Raw genomic sequence first — 15,117 nt, 5'->3', positions numbered from 1 at the left:
TGATTATTATGGTAAAACGTTGCCTATATTTCCTGATCGTACTGGCTATGGTGGCCTGCGAACCATTCGATCTCAAAAAGAAAGATTTTCCCGTTTGTGCCAAACCAGCCGCTGGCATTGGCTATTCCATCGGCCGGCTGGATGTAACGTTTTTCCTGGATAATCCGCAGGGAGATATTGGGGTTGTAGGCTGGGACCCCGGCGATAATAAGGGCGTGGGTCGGGTAGGAACGCGCGTAACCTATACCTACGACAAACCTGGAACTTATACCATTACGATGACCATCGCCAATGCGTGTGATGATAAGTTTATCACCACCCGACCCATTACTGTTAGCAATTAATTACTTATGCGGCTTCTACTCCTGTTTTCTATTGGTCTGCTACTGACGTTGCCGAGTCAGGCGCAGGAGCGTATACGCAACGTCCGGATACGAGCTGTTGATTCAGCACAACTTGAAATCCGATACGACCTGGTCAATGTCTTACCGGGCGATTCCGTTTACTTTGACATTCGTAGCCGACTGCGGGGGGCACTATTGATAGCCCCCCAGTTTGTTCGGGGTGATATAGGCACTCACCTTACAGCAGGGCCCGACCGGCGTATTGTCTGGGATGCCATGGCCAACGGCTATCCCCTGAATGAGGAGGTACAGGCCAAAGTATATGTTAAAACGAATACACTGCCGTTGGCACCTAACACGCCGGAGCCAGCGGCAGTGATTCGTCAGCCTCCCGTTAGTACACTACCCACGGAAACAACACCGGTCGGGACACCCCCTCCCGAACCCGTTGCCGTTGCGCCACCGAACCCCACCAAACCGGTAACCGTAACGCCGAACCCGACGGATTCCGGGCGAAGGCGCAAAAAACAGGCTACTGTTGTGCTGGCCGACCCCAGCCAGTCAAAACCAACGCAGCCCGTATCAGGCACTACACCGCCCATACAGCAACGGTCCGTTCCTCCGCAACAACCACCCCTGGTGCAACCGGCCGACCCAAATCGGTTAACGGGAGTTGACTCTATAATACCGCCCCGAACCCGATACGCTGGCCCCGCCTGGGCATTGCTATCAGCGGTAGCACCCGGTATCGGGAATATTTTTGTACAGACCCCAAAGCCTAAAGTTGGGTTTCGTCCGTTATTAACCGTGGCCTGCTACGGACTGGTGGCGTATGGGCTAACGGAACGACAGAAATCAAATGACGAGTACGACATCTATAAGGAACAGAAAAATCTGGCGGCCGGAGAGCCTTATTACAATACGGCCAACGCTTACTATCATCGCTACTTTCTGGCTACGCGGGGCGCTATCGTTATTGCTGCTGCCGATGTTATTCTAACGCTTTTTAAAGGATTACGGAATGGGCAGGAAGCACGGCAGATCCAGGGTATCACCCTCCGGCCTGGTATGCAGGCAGGGCAGCCAACAGCTGTGGTCAGGTATTCATTTTAACCAGCTATTCAGCACGCGTGGCCACGTTCAAAAACTAACTACTTATGCGTACCTACCTGACTATTAGCCTACTCCTCTCACTTTCGGTTGTTTGCATAGCACAGTCGACCGGGCAACGTACGAAGTCAACGGTTTACTCGACTTCCAGCGATTGGCAGAAGATAGTGCTCAAATCAACCCTTCGGGCAACGACTCAGGCCCGTCGGGCCAATACATCGACCCAGTCGGCATCCGCCGAAAAGGTCGATTTCCGCCCTGCCTTCACCGGCGACTTTGCCACTAACCGAAATGGGTGGAAAGCGGGGAATCGAGGGGATTATTATTATCAGATTGGCCTGGGTCGGTACAGTATCCGAAAACGCAATGCCAACACCAGGGAGGCAGCGTTCAGTACGGTAGAACTCCCCACTACTATTAACCTCAATCTGGCTGATGTATTTACCATAAAAGTAGATATGCTAGCCGATTCGGGGCAGGTTCCATCGGGCGGAATACTCTTCGGCGTACTGGACTCACTCAACTACTGTGCTTTTACGCTGAATGGAAAGGGTGAGGTTTCTATTGTCCGGGTAGCAAACGGGCAAACCTTCGGTGACTATATGCCGGGTGATTATTTTTTGCCGGGCGTACTGGTCGAAAAAAATCGGGACCGGCTTATGATTGAACGCAGAGGGCAGGGCCTGCATTTTTATATCAATGCGCAGGAAATCCGGAGTAGCCCCTATCTATTTAAAATGCTTCCCGGTAATGGAATCGGCGTAACATCGTCCGGTTACTGGACATCGTTTCAGAAGCTTGGCGTTACAATTGGGCCTGCCTCAGGCACGTATACCCCTATTACTGCTCCTGAAACCAACCGGGCGGTTGAATCCGTATCAGACCGCAGTGAACCCACTGTTACGAACACGCTCAAACCGATTGAAGTCGATTCATCAGCAAAAAGGACCATGAGCCCCAGTACGGCTCCCAGTGCGCCAATCGGGTCACCTGCCAAAAGCACGAAAAGTACCCGCCCTGCAGTGTCTTCGTTCAGCGATTCATTCGAGCGTAACAACCATGGTTGGTTTACGGGCACTCGAAAAGGATACGAATTTGAACTGAATAAGGGGAGCTATTACATCCGCCGATTACCTGATGCCAAACAGGAAGCCGGCCGATGCTACGTCGATTTGCCTGCCAACATGAATCTAACGAAAGCAGAATCCTTTACGATTTCGGTCGAGATGACTGCGGCACCGGGCGAAGTCCCAACGGGCGGCATCCTGTTTGGCGTTCAGGACGTGGAGAATATGATGCAGTTTTCCATAGCTGGACAAAACAGCGTTATCATAAAGTCACTGCGTGACGGACGGACCTTTGCCAGTTACATGCCGGGACAACAATCAGCGAGTGGTGTACCCATCGATAAGGAAACCAACCTATTAACGGTAAGCAAGCAGCAGAACAAACTCTATTTTTACATCAACGGTCAGGAAATAACAGGCAGCCCGTATGAGTTTCGCCCATTCAGAGGGAACAGCATCGGTTTTATTACGGGTCCGTCGACCATGAAATTCAGGAACCTATCGGTAATGGCGCAACAATAATAAATTGATTGCTATTCCCTTACCTGCTCCCCATTTCGGTTGATGGTGATAAGCTGCCCGTTCAGGAAGGCAGAGGCCGTATTGCCCCGAAAGGGCGTTACCGCTTCAAATTCGGGCTTTATTACCCATTCGTCGACTTCGTTGATGTATCCCCAGCGACCATTAGTCCGGGCACGTCGCCAGCCGCGTTCGTCGGTTCCCAATTCGGCTTTATCGTAGGGTTTATCGCCAAACGCTTCTTCGTACTTGCCCTGTCGGGCATCGGCAGGCGTGGCGGGTTTAGCTTCCGGTTCTGGCTGCGTTTCCTCCTCAACCGGCTTATCGGTGGCTTCCCCTTTTTTTTTAGGACTCTCGGATAAGGCCACGTCCGGCGCCCCCGTTGGCACTACCGGGTTTTCGATGGTTGTAGCGGATGGATTCTGACGATTGGGTTCCTGACGGGTATCGCTGGCTACGTCCTGATAAGGTTCTCTTTGCCGGGCCGACTGACTGGTCCTGTCGGTTTTGCGAGTGGGTTTTGGTGCGTTACTGTTGGCATTGCTGCTCTTGATAAACCAGTAGATAATAGCCAGTAGTATCAGGGCAAACACGACCCCGTACACCCCACTCCGGTCGCGGGGAATAACCTCCACCCGAACCGTACTCAGCGGATTATTATTGACATCGAAGAGCGTGTAATCCGTACTTTTCGATGGTTTTACCCAACCCCGGTTTTTTGGCGACAAACCTTCGCCCAGGTCATCAATGGTAACGGCCAGCAAATTTTCCACTTCCCAGGTCAGCGTAACGGGTTGCCCCTTGTGTACGCGGGCCGGAACCGCCGTAAATGAACGCACAATGGGTGCTGGTTCGGGAAGGGTGTATTCTGGCGCAGCGGTTTTTGGGGTAACGGGAAGCACGACCGGTTCGGGCGGGCGGGAAGTATCCTTTTTTTCGACCGGCTTTTGCGGTTCGGATTTCTGTTCGATTAGCTCCTCGAAGGCCGTCGTTTTTGATACCTGCGGTGCTTCGGTTTGCTCCGGTACAGAGGGCACTGGTTTTGGTACCGGGGTAACTGGCGCTGATTCGGGCACACTGGGTGCCGATTCGGCTACCAGTCGTTGCAATACCGTGGGAACCCACTGGTTTTTAACAAAATCAGGAGAAAGTTTTAACGAAGAGGCCGCGTTGACAATCTGATTCAAATCCTGCTCTATATACGGGCTGCGCGAGGGCTGGGCCAGGCGGGCAATGCGGGCCTGTATGTTCTGAAACAAGAGTTTATTACCGGCTACCTCCTGGCTAATCTCATTGGCCCGTTTCAGCGCGTCGGTTAGCGAAACACCCGCCTGTTGCGCATCCTGAAGGTACCCATTGGTCTTCCAGGCATCGGGGCCGTCGAGAACAATAGCTTCGCGCAATCGGTCGGTCAGTTCGGTTTCGGTCATAAATAGCTCATTGGGGTAAATAAGAACTAAACACCAAATGTCAGTCGAACGTCACAATATTTCGTCGATAATCCAGTGAAATTTTACCGAACTGCGATAAAGCCGACTGACCCAGCAGCAGGGGAGCCTTGGCACCAGTAACGACGCTGGCGTGTACGTTTTCCAGAACCCGGTCGCCAATTTGTACGGATTTGAGCCGAATAATAGAACCGGGCGAAATATCGCCGTTGGCATCCTGAAACCGCGATTGCCCTACTATATCATCGTCGGTAATGGTACCCTGTTTCATCATAAACTCGGCCTCGGTCGAGGAGATAGAAATCAGGCTCGCTCCCGTATCCAGGATAAATTGCATGGGCGTTCCATTGACCGTTACGGGGACTTTGTACACCCCATTTTCCTTCTTCATACGTACCTCGGTGGGGCCGTTTCCCAGTTGAATCAGCGTTGGTTTGGGTTCTGAAGGGTTAGCCGCCGTAGCGGCCTTGTCGGCCGGATTGCTCCGGGTTCGGCGCGGCTGATGACTGCCCGACCGGGAGCAGCCTGAACAACCGGACAAATACAGGAAACTGATTGACAGGAATACGAGCAATAAAAAGCGAATAGCTATCGGCAATACTGGTCTTCTTTCCATGGGCGTACGTATCGACCGATTCGGTAAAGTACCGCCCGGCTAAAAAGTCTTGAGCGGTACTTTACCGAATCAGGAAAACAAGTTTTTGCCTTTAGAACGGGTTATGAAGATTATTTATTCGGAATAGGTCGCTTTTCTGTCCTGTCATTTGACAGACGCATCAGCATTTAGGACCCCGGCTTGCTCTTTATGGAAAGCAGGCCATTGCTTAAAAGTCCGTATTGGCCTGTTTCAGCGTCAGGGGCTTAATCCAGATATTTCGATAGAATACATCGTGGCCTTCGGCCTGGAGTTTGATGCCGCCGGGCGTATCGGTGATACCCTTACCTCCGTCGTTACCCCCGTCGATGCCGGAGTTAGGACCTCCCCACACCTGATTGATTGGATGGTTGGTATGGGCTTTTTTCCCGTTCAGATAGATGGTTACCATGGCCGGTTCGGTGCGTTTGCCATCGGTAAAACGGGCAGCCCTGAACTCGATGTCGTAGGCGTTCCATTTGCCGGGACCCGTATACAGTTTATACGGTGAAGGCGATTCATTAATGATGGCTCCCAACCCGTGCGAGGTCGTATCGCCATCGAAAATCTGAATTTCGTATCGATTTTGCAGATACACACCACTATTACCACCTGGCTTGCTAACGTAAAATTCAACATGCAGCCGAAAGTCCCGGAACGTTTCTTTGGTTACAATGTCGGCGGCTCCGTACAAACCACCGGCGGCTGCGGGGTCATTGGTATTCATGACCGTACCGCTTCCGGCGGGGTCTTTCTCGATTTGCCATTTGATGGGCATCGTCGCCTTCAGACGGGGACCTTCCCAGTACATCCATTTTTCGTCCAGCATTTTCCGCGACCCGTCGAACAGCACTTCGGCCCCTTTAGGTGCTTTAACACCCACCCCAACCGGCTCTTTTGCCAGAGGTATCATGGCCGCACAGACAGTAAGAAATAAGAGTACGGGAGTTATATGGACTAACTGACGGGCAACGTGTTTCATGGGACAGTACTTTTTGAGTGATAATGAATAGAGTACGTTACAGGAAGGATAGCATCCGCCATATCTACCCGTTTTGATGCTATTGTCTGGGTGGGCTGTACAATTGACCTCCCCGTTTTATCGATTCTTCGCACAGATAGACTGGCGAGCTGTGGTACTATAGATTCGTGTACCGCTGGTCTAATCGATACCTCAACCTATATATAGTTTATGTCTATACCAAAGGGGGATAAGTCAGAAATTATGGGTCAATACGGGCAACGTCAATCCGTAGTATCTGCTCCTAAAGGGAAGCGTCTCACCCAACCAGTGGGTGAGACGCTTCCTGGCAAGCTCCGGTTAAGGCTATACGTTTTCAACCGGGTTGCCCGGTACTGTGACCGATGTCGCCATTTCTACCAGAGCACCCATTACAGCCGATAGCCAAGTATAACTAAACCGCCTGACTAACCTGCATCAGTGGCTGTACGTTGGTGAAATTTGGAATGTCGCCAATCAGCTCGGGACCGTGGGTGGCGAGGGCCGTTTGCATTTCGTCGACAGTGGTAAACTGAAGCAGACAAATCATGGCATACACGGGCGGGCTGTCGGGGGCAGCACCCGCCATACCGGCCTGTAAGTTTACCCCTGTCAGACCAACAGGCGTAAGCCGCTCACGCACCAACGGCGTGTGGGTGTGGAGATAATAGTCCATATCAAAATGACTCTCGGCGGTTTTGGGGTAAAGAACGGTCAGCGAAATCATACTTACTGGGGTTTATTGGTTTGGTTGTGTTTGGAAATGAAAAACAAAAAAAAACGATGTCGGTCTCAGCAGAAATTGGTACGAAAGTCAGCCCGATTCATAACAGTGACCGGTGCAATCGGAGCCTGTCCGCATTGGGTACCTCAATGCTTAGCTTCCAGATAATGCCGTTTGAGCAGGTCGTCGCCAAAGTCGTTTCCTTTCTCGCGGAGAATGGCGTGAATGTGGTTGCCGTCGTTCTGGAAACCTACATTGTCGTATTCGATCAGAAAGTCGGGCGCGTTGATAATGTAGTAGTGCGGTTTGTTGTTGTCCAGACTGCCAACCCAGGCAAAATATACCTTGTCAAGACCGGTTTTCATTAGTTTTTCATAGAGTCGATGCGCTGTATGATGCTCAAAATTGTGGACGTATTCCTGAATGATCATCGTCAGAATATCTTTTTGATCCTGGTTAAATACCCCCGCCGAAATACCGTAATAACTGGTTATACGCTGGCTGCTGCTGGGATTGGTAATGATGTCTTTCGGTACGTCCTGCTTCAGTATAGCCGTTGCCTGCTGGCTTCCGGACAAGGCATTGATGAGCAGAAAACCATAGTCCTCTTCTTTACTAAGTACCCGCAACCCGGCATATTTCCCTGACTTCACCTCCGATGGGTCGGTGCCGCAAAAGTAGGGTGAGGTAACCACTTCAGTACCCCTCACTGTAATGCTCAGCGCCATGTGGTGTCCGCCAAAATCAAGCCCCCAGGGGTCTTTTGCTTGCGGTTTGCCCCAGACAGAAATGTAGTAGTTACCGTGCGCCCACTTCAAATCCTGGGTCATTTTCAGGGTTTTCTGATCGATCTTCCCATCATCAAACGCCTGTTGATAGAGCGTGTTCAGAATATCGTCGAGTGCCATGATGCTGGTCGTTTTCAGGTATCCCTGCGAGCTGAGTAAGGACGATAGCACCCGGTGAAACGCCAGCCGGCTTTTATCAGACAGGGCACCGTAGGCAATGCCGGGACGCGGTACCATCCCTACGGGCAGATTAGTCCATTTCCGGCGCAGTGTATCATCAAAAGAATAGGTCGTTTTCGAGCGTTCATCGGCGTTAAGCGTCGTCAGAAACTGACCGACTGCGGTTTCGGGAGAGCTATTGGACTGGGCCAGTACTGGCGTCGCCATCAATAGGCTCAAAGCAAGCAATGCGTAACGCAGGGTAGTAGGTAGTTTCATGGTAGTTTTGGGGTTAACCTCATTTTACGGAATCGGAAAGGTTTATGTTATTCAACCCTTTCCGCTTCCGTATAATGACGAACGCTGGTTCGACGGGCAGGCAACAGGTACTATTTCTTAAAAGCCAGTGCATTGATGTTTTTACCAATGAGCTTGCCATTTGCTATTCCCTTTTCGTTTCCGTTCCGAAAATGAATACCCCCATAAAGCCGGGAGATAGTTGCTTCATTCGCATAATCGAAGAACGAGTTAAAGGAACGGTTGGTAAATGTACCTTGCCACGTGTCGTCAGTAAAAGCGTAATTATCCCCAAAGAGATCGGTTAAAATCTGCGAAGCCGCGCCCGAACCAGACGAATGCCCGGAGGTATATTCAGGAAAAGGGGGCGTATCAAGCAAGGGTGTCCAGGTAGGATCAATATGGCTTCTGATATAGGTTATCGGACGCAGTACATTGTAGGTGTACTTGGCTCTCCAGCACGCTACAAACGCGTCTGATACAGCTATGGTGACTTTAGCGCAGGTTTCGGCTGCTTTATCGAGACGGGCATTCTCTTTTTTGAGAACGATAGCCGCAATGTTGATATGATGCCCGGGAGGGGTGATCGACCCACCGCCGTCGGCCCAGAACAGGCCAATATTCTTTTGGTCCGTCGTTAAATTCTTACTCGCCGTATACACCTCCAGCGCATCTTTATAAAAATCGGAATTGGTAGCGGTCGAGTACGGGTAGGGTGCCGGTGGGTTTACACTGGCATTGGCCGCAACAAAAGACCGGTTGCTACCCCAGTAGGGCAGCAACGGAATGAGCTGAGCACTGGTGGACACCCAAAGCCCTGGGCCTGCCGGCAATACGTAATCCGTCGGAAACACGTTTTTGTAGGCTTCATGGCCACCGTCCGTTTTAGAATACTCGAAAATAGCCGTAGCTATAGCCGTTCCAAACAGATTTGACCGATCTACTACATCCGATGCTACGCCAGCCTTCAGACTGGCCTCCAGACTTAGTCTCAATGAATCCATCGTTAGTTTGTTGGCATCACTCGTTGTTGGATATAGCGATTTTGTCAGCGCATACTGGGCTGTATTGGCGGCCAGTGCCCAGTTGTATTCTTTCGTTGCATCTGGTTGTGGCAATGCGGGCAATCCATTCAACTGACCGGCCAATGACTTGTATGTACTCATACCCGGCACGACACTTTCGTATAAAACCAGACCGGTATACCCCAGCGCACGAGCTACAATGGGAGGAGTAAAACCAGCCGTAGTTTTTACGAGCTTAAGCTCCAGGCTGATCCATTTAATGGCTACATCGGCCGAATAGGTAGCGGTTACATTCGATAAGGGAACGGGATCGGGAGTGCGGTGGTCCTGGCAGGCAGTCAGAAAAATGATAAACAGCAGCGTTAAAAAAATACTGGATGGGAGGCTGGTGGTTTTGCCGCTACCCGGCAAAATCACGTCATTGAACGGCGTTTTCATGGCTTTAATTTTTAGTGTGTAAAGTTTAGTAAGTACTGCATTATGGTACCGACTATTCTGGTTAGGCATCTGTATTTTTTATCCGGAAGAGGGGTACTATAGGTGGATTAGAGGCACGCGCTTACCTACCCGGCACCTACATACCGCTAGCTAATGTATTGCACGAAACCAAGAATTAGTTAACCGATTAATAGAATGTCCCCTAACCAAAAGAAATAGTCCCAGGATTGATAGTAATGGTGATTCAGTGGACCATTTTAGGGTGGTACCGGCAGGCTAAAGTACGGTGAAGCCAATACATATGGGGTGGACAGCTCACTGCTAAAGCGAGCCGATAGCGGGAGTTTCAGGTTCATGCAGGCCGGCATAAGCAGCAGCCACGCTAAGGTACCTAGCTTTAGAGGCCGCTCTCAAGCCTAAATATCGAAACCACGTAACGAAGCGGACGTAGGCTGAAATGTCTACGTTTGCTGGTAGGTCTCATAAATAGAAAAGCTGTAAATGATGATAGATGTACCCATCGTTCGACTTAATAGCCGTACCAGTCGCCCCACCACTTCTGCAAACTCCGCTGGATTTCAGCTTCCCGGGCGTTGTGGCCGGGTTCGTAGAGTTTGTGGCCTTTCAGGTCGTCGGGCAAAAAGTTTTGCTGGGCAAAACTACCTTCGTGGGCGTGCGCGTACTGGTAATCGGCCCCGTATCCAATCTGCTTCATCAGTTTGGTGGGTGCATTCCGCAGATGCAACGGCACGGGCAGATGGGCCGTTTGTTCGGCCAGTGCCATGGCCGCATCAATGGCTACATAGCTCGCGTTGCTCTTGGGCGACGTAGCCAGGTATACCGCTACCTGCGACAGGACAATGCGGCCTTCCGGCATGCCAATGGCCTGGATGGCCTGCACCGCTTCTGAGGCCATAATCATAGCCGTTGGGTTCGCGTTGCCAATATCCTCCGAGGCCATAATCAGCATCCGGCGGGCAATAAAAATCGGGTCTTCGCCCGCTACCATCATCCGGGCCATCCAGTACAAAGCCGCGTTGGGGTCGGAGCCGCGCAGGGATTTGATAAAGGCCGAAATAATGTCATAATGCTGCTCCCCTGATTTATCGTAGCGGGCAATATTCTGCTGGGCAACAGTGGTTACCCCTTCGTCATTTATACCCAGCGGCTCGGCCGATACGTGGGCCGATGCCACCAGTTCCAGCAGATTGAGCAGTTTGCGCCCATCCCCGCCCGACAGCCGGAGCAGTGCATCATAGGACTGTACCGTAATCTTTTTCGATTGTAAAAAAGTATCCTGCGCAATAGCCCGGTCCACTAGCTGAATTAGCTCGTTGCGATCGAGAGATTCAAGAACATAAACCTGACTTCGGGACAGTAATGCACTGTTTACTTCAAAGGATGGGTTTTCCGTGGTAGCCCCAATCAGGGTAATCTGTCCTTTTTCTACGGCTCCCAGCAAGGCATCCTGCTGGCTTTTGTTGAACCGATGAATCTCGTCAATGAATACCACCGGCGGAAACATACCACTGGGGCGACTGAGTACATCCCGGATTTCTTTAACGCCCGAATTGATGGCACTCAGGGCAACGAAGGGTCGTTTGACTGCTTCGGCCAACAGGAGGGCCAGTGTTGTTTTTCCCACGCCCGGCGGTCCCCACAAGATCATGGACGGCAACCGTCCGGCATCTACCGCCCGGCGGAGGGCACCCGATGGTCCGATTAGTTTTCGCTGGCCAATTACGTCATCGAGGGTGCGGGGGCGCACCCGTTCCGGTAAAGGTGTTGAGTCGGTATTCATGCTGCAAAATTAGTCATTTCGCTGCGCGGTCATTCTACTACACGGTCATTAGTTGTTATTGATGGCTTTACGATCAATGACGACTAATGACCGTGAATAACAAACAATGACTATCTAATGGTCATAAAAAAACCCGGTAGCTGTCTTGCAGCTACCGGGTTCCCTGAGGTTTAGGAACAGTCAGTATCAGAGCGAAACGTTCTCAAGCGTTACGTAACGCTTCAGGTTACTCATCGCTCCAAAAATGAGGTTATATACCGATTGAATATTGATCTGCATCAGCGTAGAAATTTCTTCATTACTCATGTTCTGGAAATACCGCAGGTGTACGGCTTCACGCTGACGACGGGGAAGTTTTTCGAGTGCCTGATGCAGGCAATCATTCATGAACGAATCTTCTTCATACGAAATCAGCAGATTCTCGTGGGAGGGGTCGGCACCGGGTAACGTATCACCAATACGCCGTCCGTTTACTATTTCGTCCTGGCTAACCAGTTTCTGCTCAGCAGTAAGATGCCGAACCAGTTTCCGTTTGATGGAAGCCATCAGATAAAACCGCACCGATGTGGTTGGTCCGATGGTGGTACGGTGTTTCCAAAGCTCCACGAACAGGTCGTGGATGCAATCTTTAATCAACGCCCGGTCAGTAGCGAAGTGGACGCAATAGTGGTAGAGGCTTTGAACATAATTTTGATACAATCGGGCAAACGCGTTTTCATCGCCACTACGAAACAAATTCCAGAGAGTTTCGTCGTCGGGGCCGGTTTGGGTACGAGTGCGAGCCATGTTAGAGAGATAAAAGGTTAGGAATAGCCTTGGAGTGTGTAAACTTACCGATAAAAAATAGAATTAAAAACGGCAGGTATATTTTTTTTTTCTAGTTACCCATTTTCCGTTTCCAACGACACGAAAGAGAAGCTTAAACCATTAAACAGACCCTTATCGCTAAGTTTTAGATTCGGAATGACAAGAAGTGCCATAAATGACAGCGACATAAACGGAGCAGCCAGCGTACTACCCAGTTCCTGCTTCACAAAGTCGTCGAGCCGCCGATAATCATCCGCCACGGCATACCCATCCCGGTCTGTCATCAACCCCGCCACGGGTAATGCCACCAGATACGTTTCGGGCGTAGTAGTCAGATGCAAGAATGCGCGACGGCTCATTACTTCCTTTTCATCCTGTTCCGAATCTCCTCCAGTCACAGCCGATAGTCCCCCTCCGGCGTCGATAATCAGATTAACCGCCCGACAGATACTATCATCGTCGCAGCCAACGGCCGTAATGTTGTGTGAGTCGTGCCCAACCGACGAGGCAATTGCCCCGTGTTTCAGGCCGAAATTTTTAATAAACGCCACCGCCGGGGGCGTATCCTGATACCGGTTGACAACGACTAACTTCAGTACGTCCTGGTCAACATCGGCCACTAGTTCATTACCCACCCGTTTCGGTGCCAGATGAAGTTCGTTGGTAATCAATTGCCCATCGAGGGCTTCAATAACCCGAATTGACCCGGCAGAATTGCCAGCCTGTCCCTCTGCCGTATACACACTAAAATCGGCAGGCTCCTTCAGCGAACAGTCAAATTTATTGACATGCTCACTCCGCAAATCGGGAATCCTGGATTGCCCGTCCTGGGCTACGACTTCGCCATTGATGACCGTTTGCTGCACCCGAAAATCCTGAAGATTGTCCACAACAATATAATCGGCCGGGTCCCCTTCCCGGAGCAGGCCAACCGGCAACCGGTAATGTAATACCGGGTTCAGGCAGGCTGCCCGAAGCACATGCCAGAGGGAATTACCTTTTTCCAGTGCCCGAACTACCAGTTGATTGATATGCCCTTCGGCCAGCGTATCCGGGTGCTTATCATCAGAACAGAACATAATTTGTTCCGGAAACTGAGCCAGCAGGGGGATGAGTGATTCGAAATTACGAGCCGCGCTTCCCTCCCGAATCAGGATATTCATACCGCGCTGTGCCTTATCCAGCCCCTCTTCGTAGGTAAAACATTCGTGGTCTGTACTGATACCGGCATCTATATAGTGCTGGGCATCAGTACCGGTCAGGCCGGGCGCGTGGCCATCGACGGGTTTATTAAACGCCTGTGCCAGCGCAATTTTAGCCATCACATCGGAGTCCTGATGCAATACCCCCGGAAAGTTCATCATCTCGGCCAGATAGCCGATTTCTTTCTGAGCCAGCAGTTGCCGGATATCCTGTACGCCAATGGTGGCCCCAGCCGTTTCGAAGGGAGTAGCGGGCACGCAGGAGGGTGCCCCAAACATAAATTTAAAGGGAACCCGCCGGGCTTCGTCAAGCATATACTGAACCCCGGCAACACCCAGCACATTACCAATCTCGTGCGGGTCGGACACCGTTGCTACGGTACCATGTACGACCGCCAGCCGGGCAAACTGCGGGGGCGTGAGCAACGAGCTTTCAACGTGTACGTGGGCATCCACAAAACCCGGCAGTACATAAGGCTCCCCCACCCGTTCGGGGCCAAGGCGGTGAATCTGATCAATACGGCCGCTGTTGACGGTTATAGTGCCGTAAAAAATGGTCTGATCGAACAGGTTTATAATGTTGGCAGTAATCATGGGTAATTAGATTCGTATAAATAGTTTTCGACGGTACATCCACCAGAGAATCAGGTAGAAAGTAGCCAGGGTAGCCAGCCCGATAAGTAATGATTCGAACGGGCCACCCAACAATAGAAACGGTCCATGCCCCAGATGGGTATAAAAAGAAGTGATAATGAACTGATCAATCAAATGCACCAGACAATAAATGGCGATGGAATTCATGCCCACAACAACTAGCGGAAAGGCCCATTTCCGATACCCGGCCATGTCAATAATACCGTAGAAAAAGGCCAGAAGCCAGAAACACCAGCCACCACTGAACAAAACCCAGGCCGGTGTCCAGATTCGTTTCACGATGGGACAAATACCGGTTATGTGCAGCAGCACACCGCTGGCCAAACCGACAGCGCCCGCCAGCAGAAAGTATTTCAGGATGTCGCGTGAAGACATACCGGAGCGCAGCCACCGGCCAGCCTGTAATCCCAGCAACATGGTACCAAGTGTCGGGATAAAACTAAGTGTGGCGTATCCTCCGCCGTTAAACAGAAAGGGTTTCGCGCGCGGAAAGAGGTTCAGAAACCAGGTATCGAACGCCCAGGCCAGGTTACTGTTTTTGTTGAAATGCGCCATCAGACCCGTGTAGTGCTCGGACCAACTGGCAGGAACGCCTACTGCGCTGTAATCGAAGCCGTTCGTTGCAGGATACAACACGAACGCCAGCCAGTAACCAACTAAAATGGCACCCAGTGTAAGCCAAACGGTTCGGGTTTTCGCGGTACCGAGCAAAAACAGAAATGGGTAGCCCAGACCAATTTGGGTGAGCGTATCTTCAAACGTAAAATTGGTTTGACTGGCGTGGGTCGAGCGCAGGAAAATACCGAGCAAAATCAAAATCAGCGACCGCCGGATGGCGTGTCCCAATTGAACCCCGAATGACTGTCCCAGTTTTACGCGACTGGCAATGGAATACGGCAAAGCAACCCCGACCAGAAACGAGAACGACGGCTGAATCAGATCGTGCAATGAGCAGCCTGCCCATGCCACGTGGCTTTGGTGATGCGTAAGAAACGCCCAGAAACCGCTGTCAGGGTAAGCTTCCTGTAGCGTATAGAATTTCAGGATTTCAGCCGCCATCAACACCATAACGAAACCCCGGTAGGCATCCATCGACATTA

13 protein-coding genes are annotated in these 15,117 nt (G+C 51.2%); 3 read left to right on the top strand and 10 right to left on the bottom strand.

The window, feature by feature from the left end; translation table 11 throughout:
- Window positions 1–8: 8 nt before the first annotated feature.
- The 3 genes from B157_RS0116525 to B157_RS0116515 are packed head-to-tail and all read left to right on the top strand — an operon-like array spanning window position 9 to window position 3,043.
- On the top strand, window positions 9–344 hold the full coding sequence (locus B157_RS0116525) for a PKD domain-containing protein (RefSeq protein ID WP_026308750.1): 336 nt from the start codon (window positions 9–11) through the stop codon (window positions 342–344).
- Between the two features lie 6 nt (window positions 345–350).
- Complete coding sequence (locus B157_RS0116520; protein WP_020604416.1) at window positions 351–1,457, top strand: hypothetical protein; 1,107 nt, start codon at window positions 351–353, stop codon at window positions 1,455–1,457.
- Window positions 1,458–1,501: 44 nt separating this feature from the next.
- The gene (locus B157_RS0116515) at window positions 1,502–3,043 is read left to right on the top strand and encodes a hypothetical protein (RefSeq protein WP_020604415.1); all 1,542 of its coding nucleotides are present in this window, start codon (window positions 1,502–1,504) and stop codon (window positions 3,041–3,043) included.
- Window positions 3,044–3,054: 11 nt separating this feature from the next.
- Here B157_RS0116515 and B157_RS0116510 read toward each other — a convergent pair whose 3' ends face one another.
- From B157_RS0116510 to B157_RS0116465, 10 genes are all read right to left on the bottom strand, one after another.
- Window positions 3,055–4,470, bottom strand: coding sequence for a WG repeat-containing protein (locus tag B157_RS0116510; RefSeq protein WP_020604414.1), 1,416 nt, complete (start codon window positions 4,468–4,470; stop codon window positions 3,055–3,057).
- A 40-nt stretch (window positions 4,471–4,510) separates the two neighbouring features.
- Window positions 4,511–5,104 carry a retropepsin-like aspartic protease family protein gene (locus B157_RS0116505; RefSeq protein ID WP_041952148.1) on the bottom strand — a complete coding sequence of 198 codons (594 nt, stop codon included), beginning with the start codon at window positions 5,102–5,104 and terminating at the stop codon, window positions 4,511–4,513.
- Window positions 5,105–5,312: 208 nt separating this feature from the next.
- On the bottom strand, window positions 5,313–6,104 hold the full coding sequence (locus tag B157_RS0116500) for a 3-keto-disaccharide hydrolase (protein WP_020604412.1): 792 nt from the start codon (window positions 6,102–6,104) through the stop codon (window positions 5,313–5,315).
- Window positions 6,105–6,537: 433 nt separating this feature from the next.
- Window positions 6,538–6,849 (bottom strand): EthD family reductase, encoded by a 312-nt coding sequence (locus tag B157_RS0116495; RefSeq protein ID WP_020604411.1) that lies wholly within the window; start codon window positions 6,847–6,849, stop codon window positions 6,538–6,540.
- 143 nt (window positions 6,850–6,992) lie between these two features.
- Window positions 6,993–8,072 carry a DUF3500 domain-containing protein gene (locus tag B157_RS0116490; protein WP_020604410.1) on the bottom strand — a complete coding sequence of 360 codons (1,080 nt, stop codon included), beginning with the start codon at window positions 8,070–8,072 and terminating at the stop codon, window positions 6,993–6,995.
- Window positions 8,073–8,182: 110 nt separating this feature from the next.
- On the bottom strand, window positions 8,183–9,553 hold the full coding sequence (locus tag B157_RS0116485; RefSeq protein WP_245565110.1) for a vanadium-dependent haloperoxidase: 1,371 nt from the start codon (window positions 9,551–9,553) through the stop codon (window positions 8,183–8,185).
- Window positions 9,554–10,082: 529 nt separating this feature from the next.
- Window positions 10,083–11,354 (bottom strand): replication-associated recombination protein A, encoded by a 1,272-nt coding sequence (locus B157_RS0116480; protein ID WP_020604408.1) that lies wholly within the window; start codon window positions 11,352–11,354, stop codon window positions 10,083–10,085.
- A 186-nt stretch (window positions 11,355–11,540) separates the two neighbouring features.
- The gene (locus B157_RS0116475; protein ID WP_020604407.1) at window positions 11,541–12,140 is read right to left on the bottom strand and encodes an RNA polymerase sigma factor; all 600 of its coding nucleotides are present in this window, start codon (window positions 12,138–12,140) and stop codon (window positions 11,541–11,543) included.
- Between the two features lie 95 nt (window positions 12,141–12,235).
- Complete coding sequence (gene ade, locus B157_RS0116470) at window positions 12,236–13,957, bottom strand: adenine deaminase (protein ID WP_020604406.1); 1,722 nt, start codon at window positions 13,955–13,957, stop codon at window positions 12,236–12,238.
- Between the two features lie 6 nt (window positions 13,958–13,963).
- Complete coding sequence (locus B157_RS0116465; RefSeq protein ID WP_020604405.1) at window positions 13,964–15,109, bottom strand: acyltransferase family protein; 1,146 nt, start codon at window positions 15,107–15,109, stop codon at window positions 13,964–13,966.
- Window positions 15,110–15,117 lie beyond the last annotated feature (8 nt).

The sequence above is a fragment of the Spirosoma spitsbergense DSM 19989 genome, assembly GCF_000374085.1.
Lineage (GTDB): Bacteria > Bacteroidota > Bacteroidia > Cytophagales > Spirosomataceae > Spirosoma > Spirosoma spitsbergense.
Note: the sequence above shows the minus strand (reverse complement) of the source record. Positions and strands in the feature narration are given on the sequence as shown.

Bases quoted from the DNA above. Each gene is read 5' to 3' on its own strand.
- B157_RS0116525 (WP_026308750.1), top strand. From the start codon at position 9: ATGGTAAAACGTTGCCTATATTTCCTGATCGTACTGGCTATGGTGGCC.
- B157_RS0116520 (WP_020604416.1), top strand. From the start codon at position 351: ATGCGGCTTCTACTCCTGTTTTCTATTGGTCTGCTACTGACGTTGCCG.
- B157_RS0116515 (WP_020604415.1), top strand. From the start codon at position 1,502: ATGCGTACCTACCTGACTATTAGCCTACTCCTCTCACTTTCGGTTGTT.
- B157_RS0116510 (WP_020604414.1), bottom strand. From the start codon at position 4,470: ATGACCGAAACCGAACTGACCGACCGATTGCGCGAAGCTATTGTTCTC.
- B157_RS0116505 (WP_041952148.1), bottom strand. From the start codon at position 5,104: ATGGAAAGAAGACCAGTATTGCCGATAGCTATTCGCTTTTTATTGCTC.
- B157_RS0116500 (WP_020604412.1), bottom strand. From the start codon at position 6,104: ATGAAACACGTTGCCCGTCAGTTAGTCCATATAACTCCCGTACTCTTA.
- B157_RS0116495 (WP_020604411.1), bottom strand. From the start codon at position 6,849: ATGATTTCGCTGACCGTTCTTTACCCCAAAACCGCCGAGAGTCATTTT.
- B157_RS0116490 (WP_020604410.1), bottom strand. From the start codon at position 8,072: ATGAAACTACCTACTACCCTGCGTTACGCATTGCTTGCTTTGAGCCTA.
- B157_RS0116485 (WP_245565110.1), bottom strand. From the start codon at position 9,553: ATGAAAACGCCGTTCAATGACGTGATTTTGCCGGGTAGCGGCAAAACC.
- B157_RS0116480 (WP_020604408.1), bottom strand. From the start codon at position 11,354: ATGAATACCGACTCAACACCTTTACCGGAACGGGTGCGCCCCCGCACC.
- B157_RS0116475 (WP_020604407.1), bottom strand. From the start codon at position 12,140: ATGGCTCGCACTCGTACCCAAACCGGCCCCGACGACGAAACTCTCTGG.
- ade (WP_020604406.1), bottom strand. From the start codon at position 13,957: ATGATTACTGCCAACATTATAAACCTGTTCGATCAGACCATTTTTTAC.
- B157_RS0116465 (WP_020604405.1), bottom strand. From the start codon at position 15,109: ATGGATGCCTACCGGGGTTTCGTTATGGTGTTGATGGCGGCTGAAATC.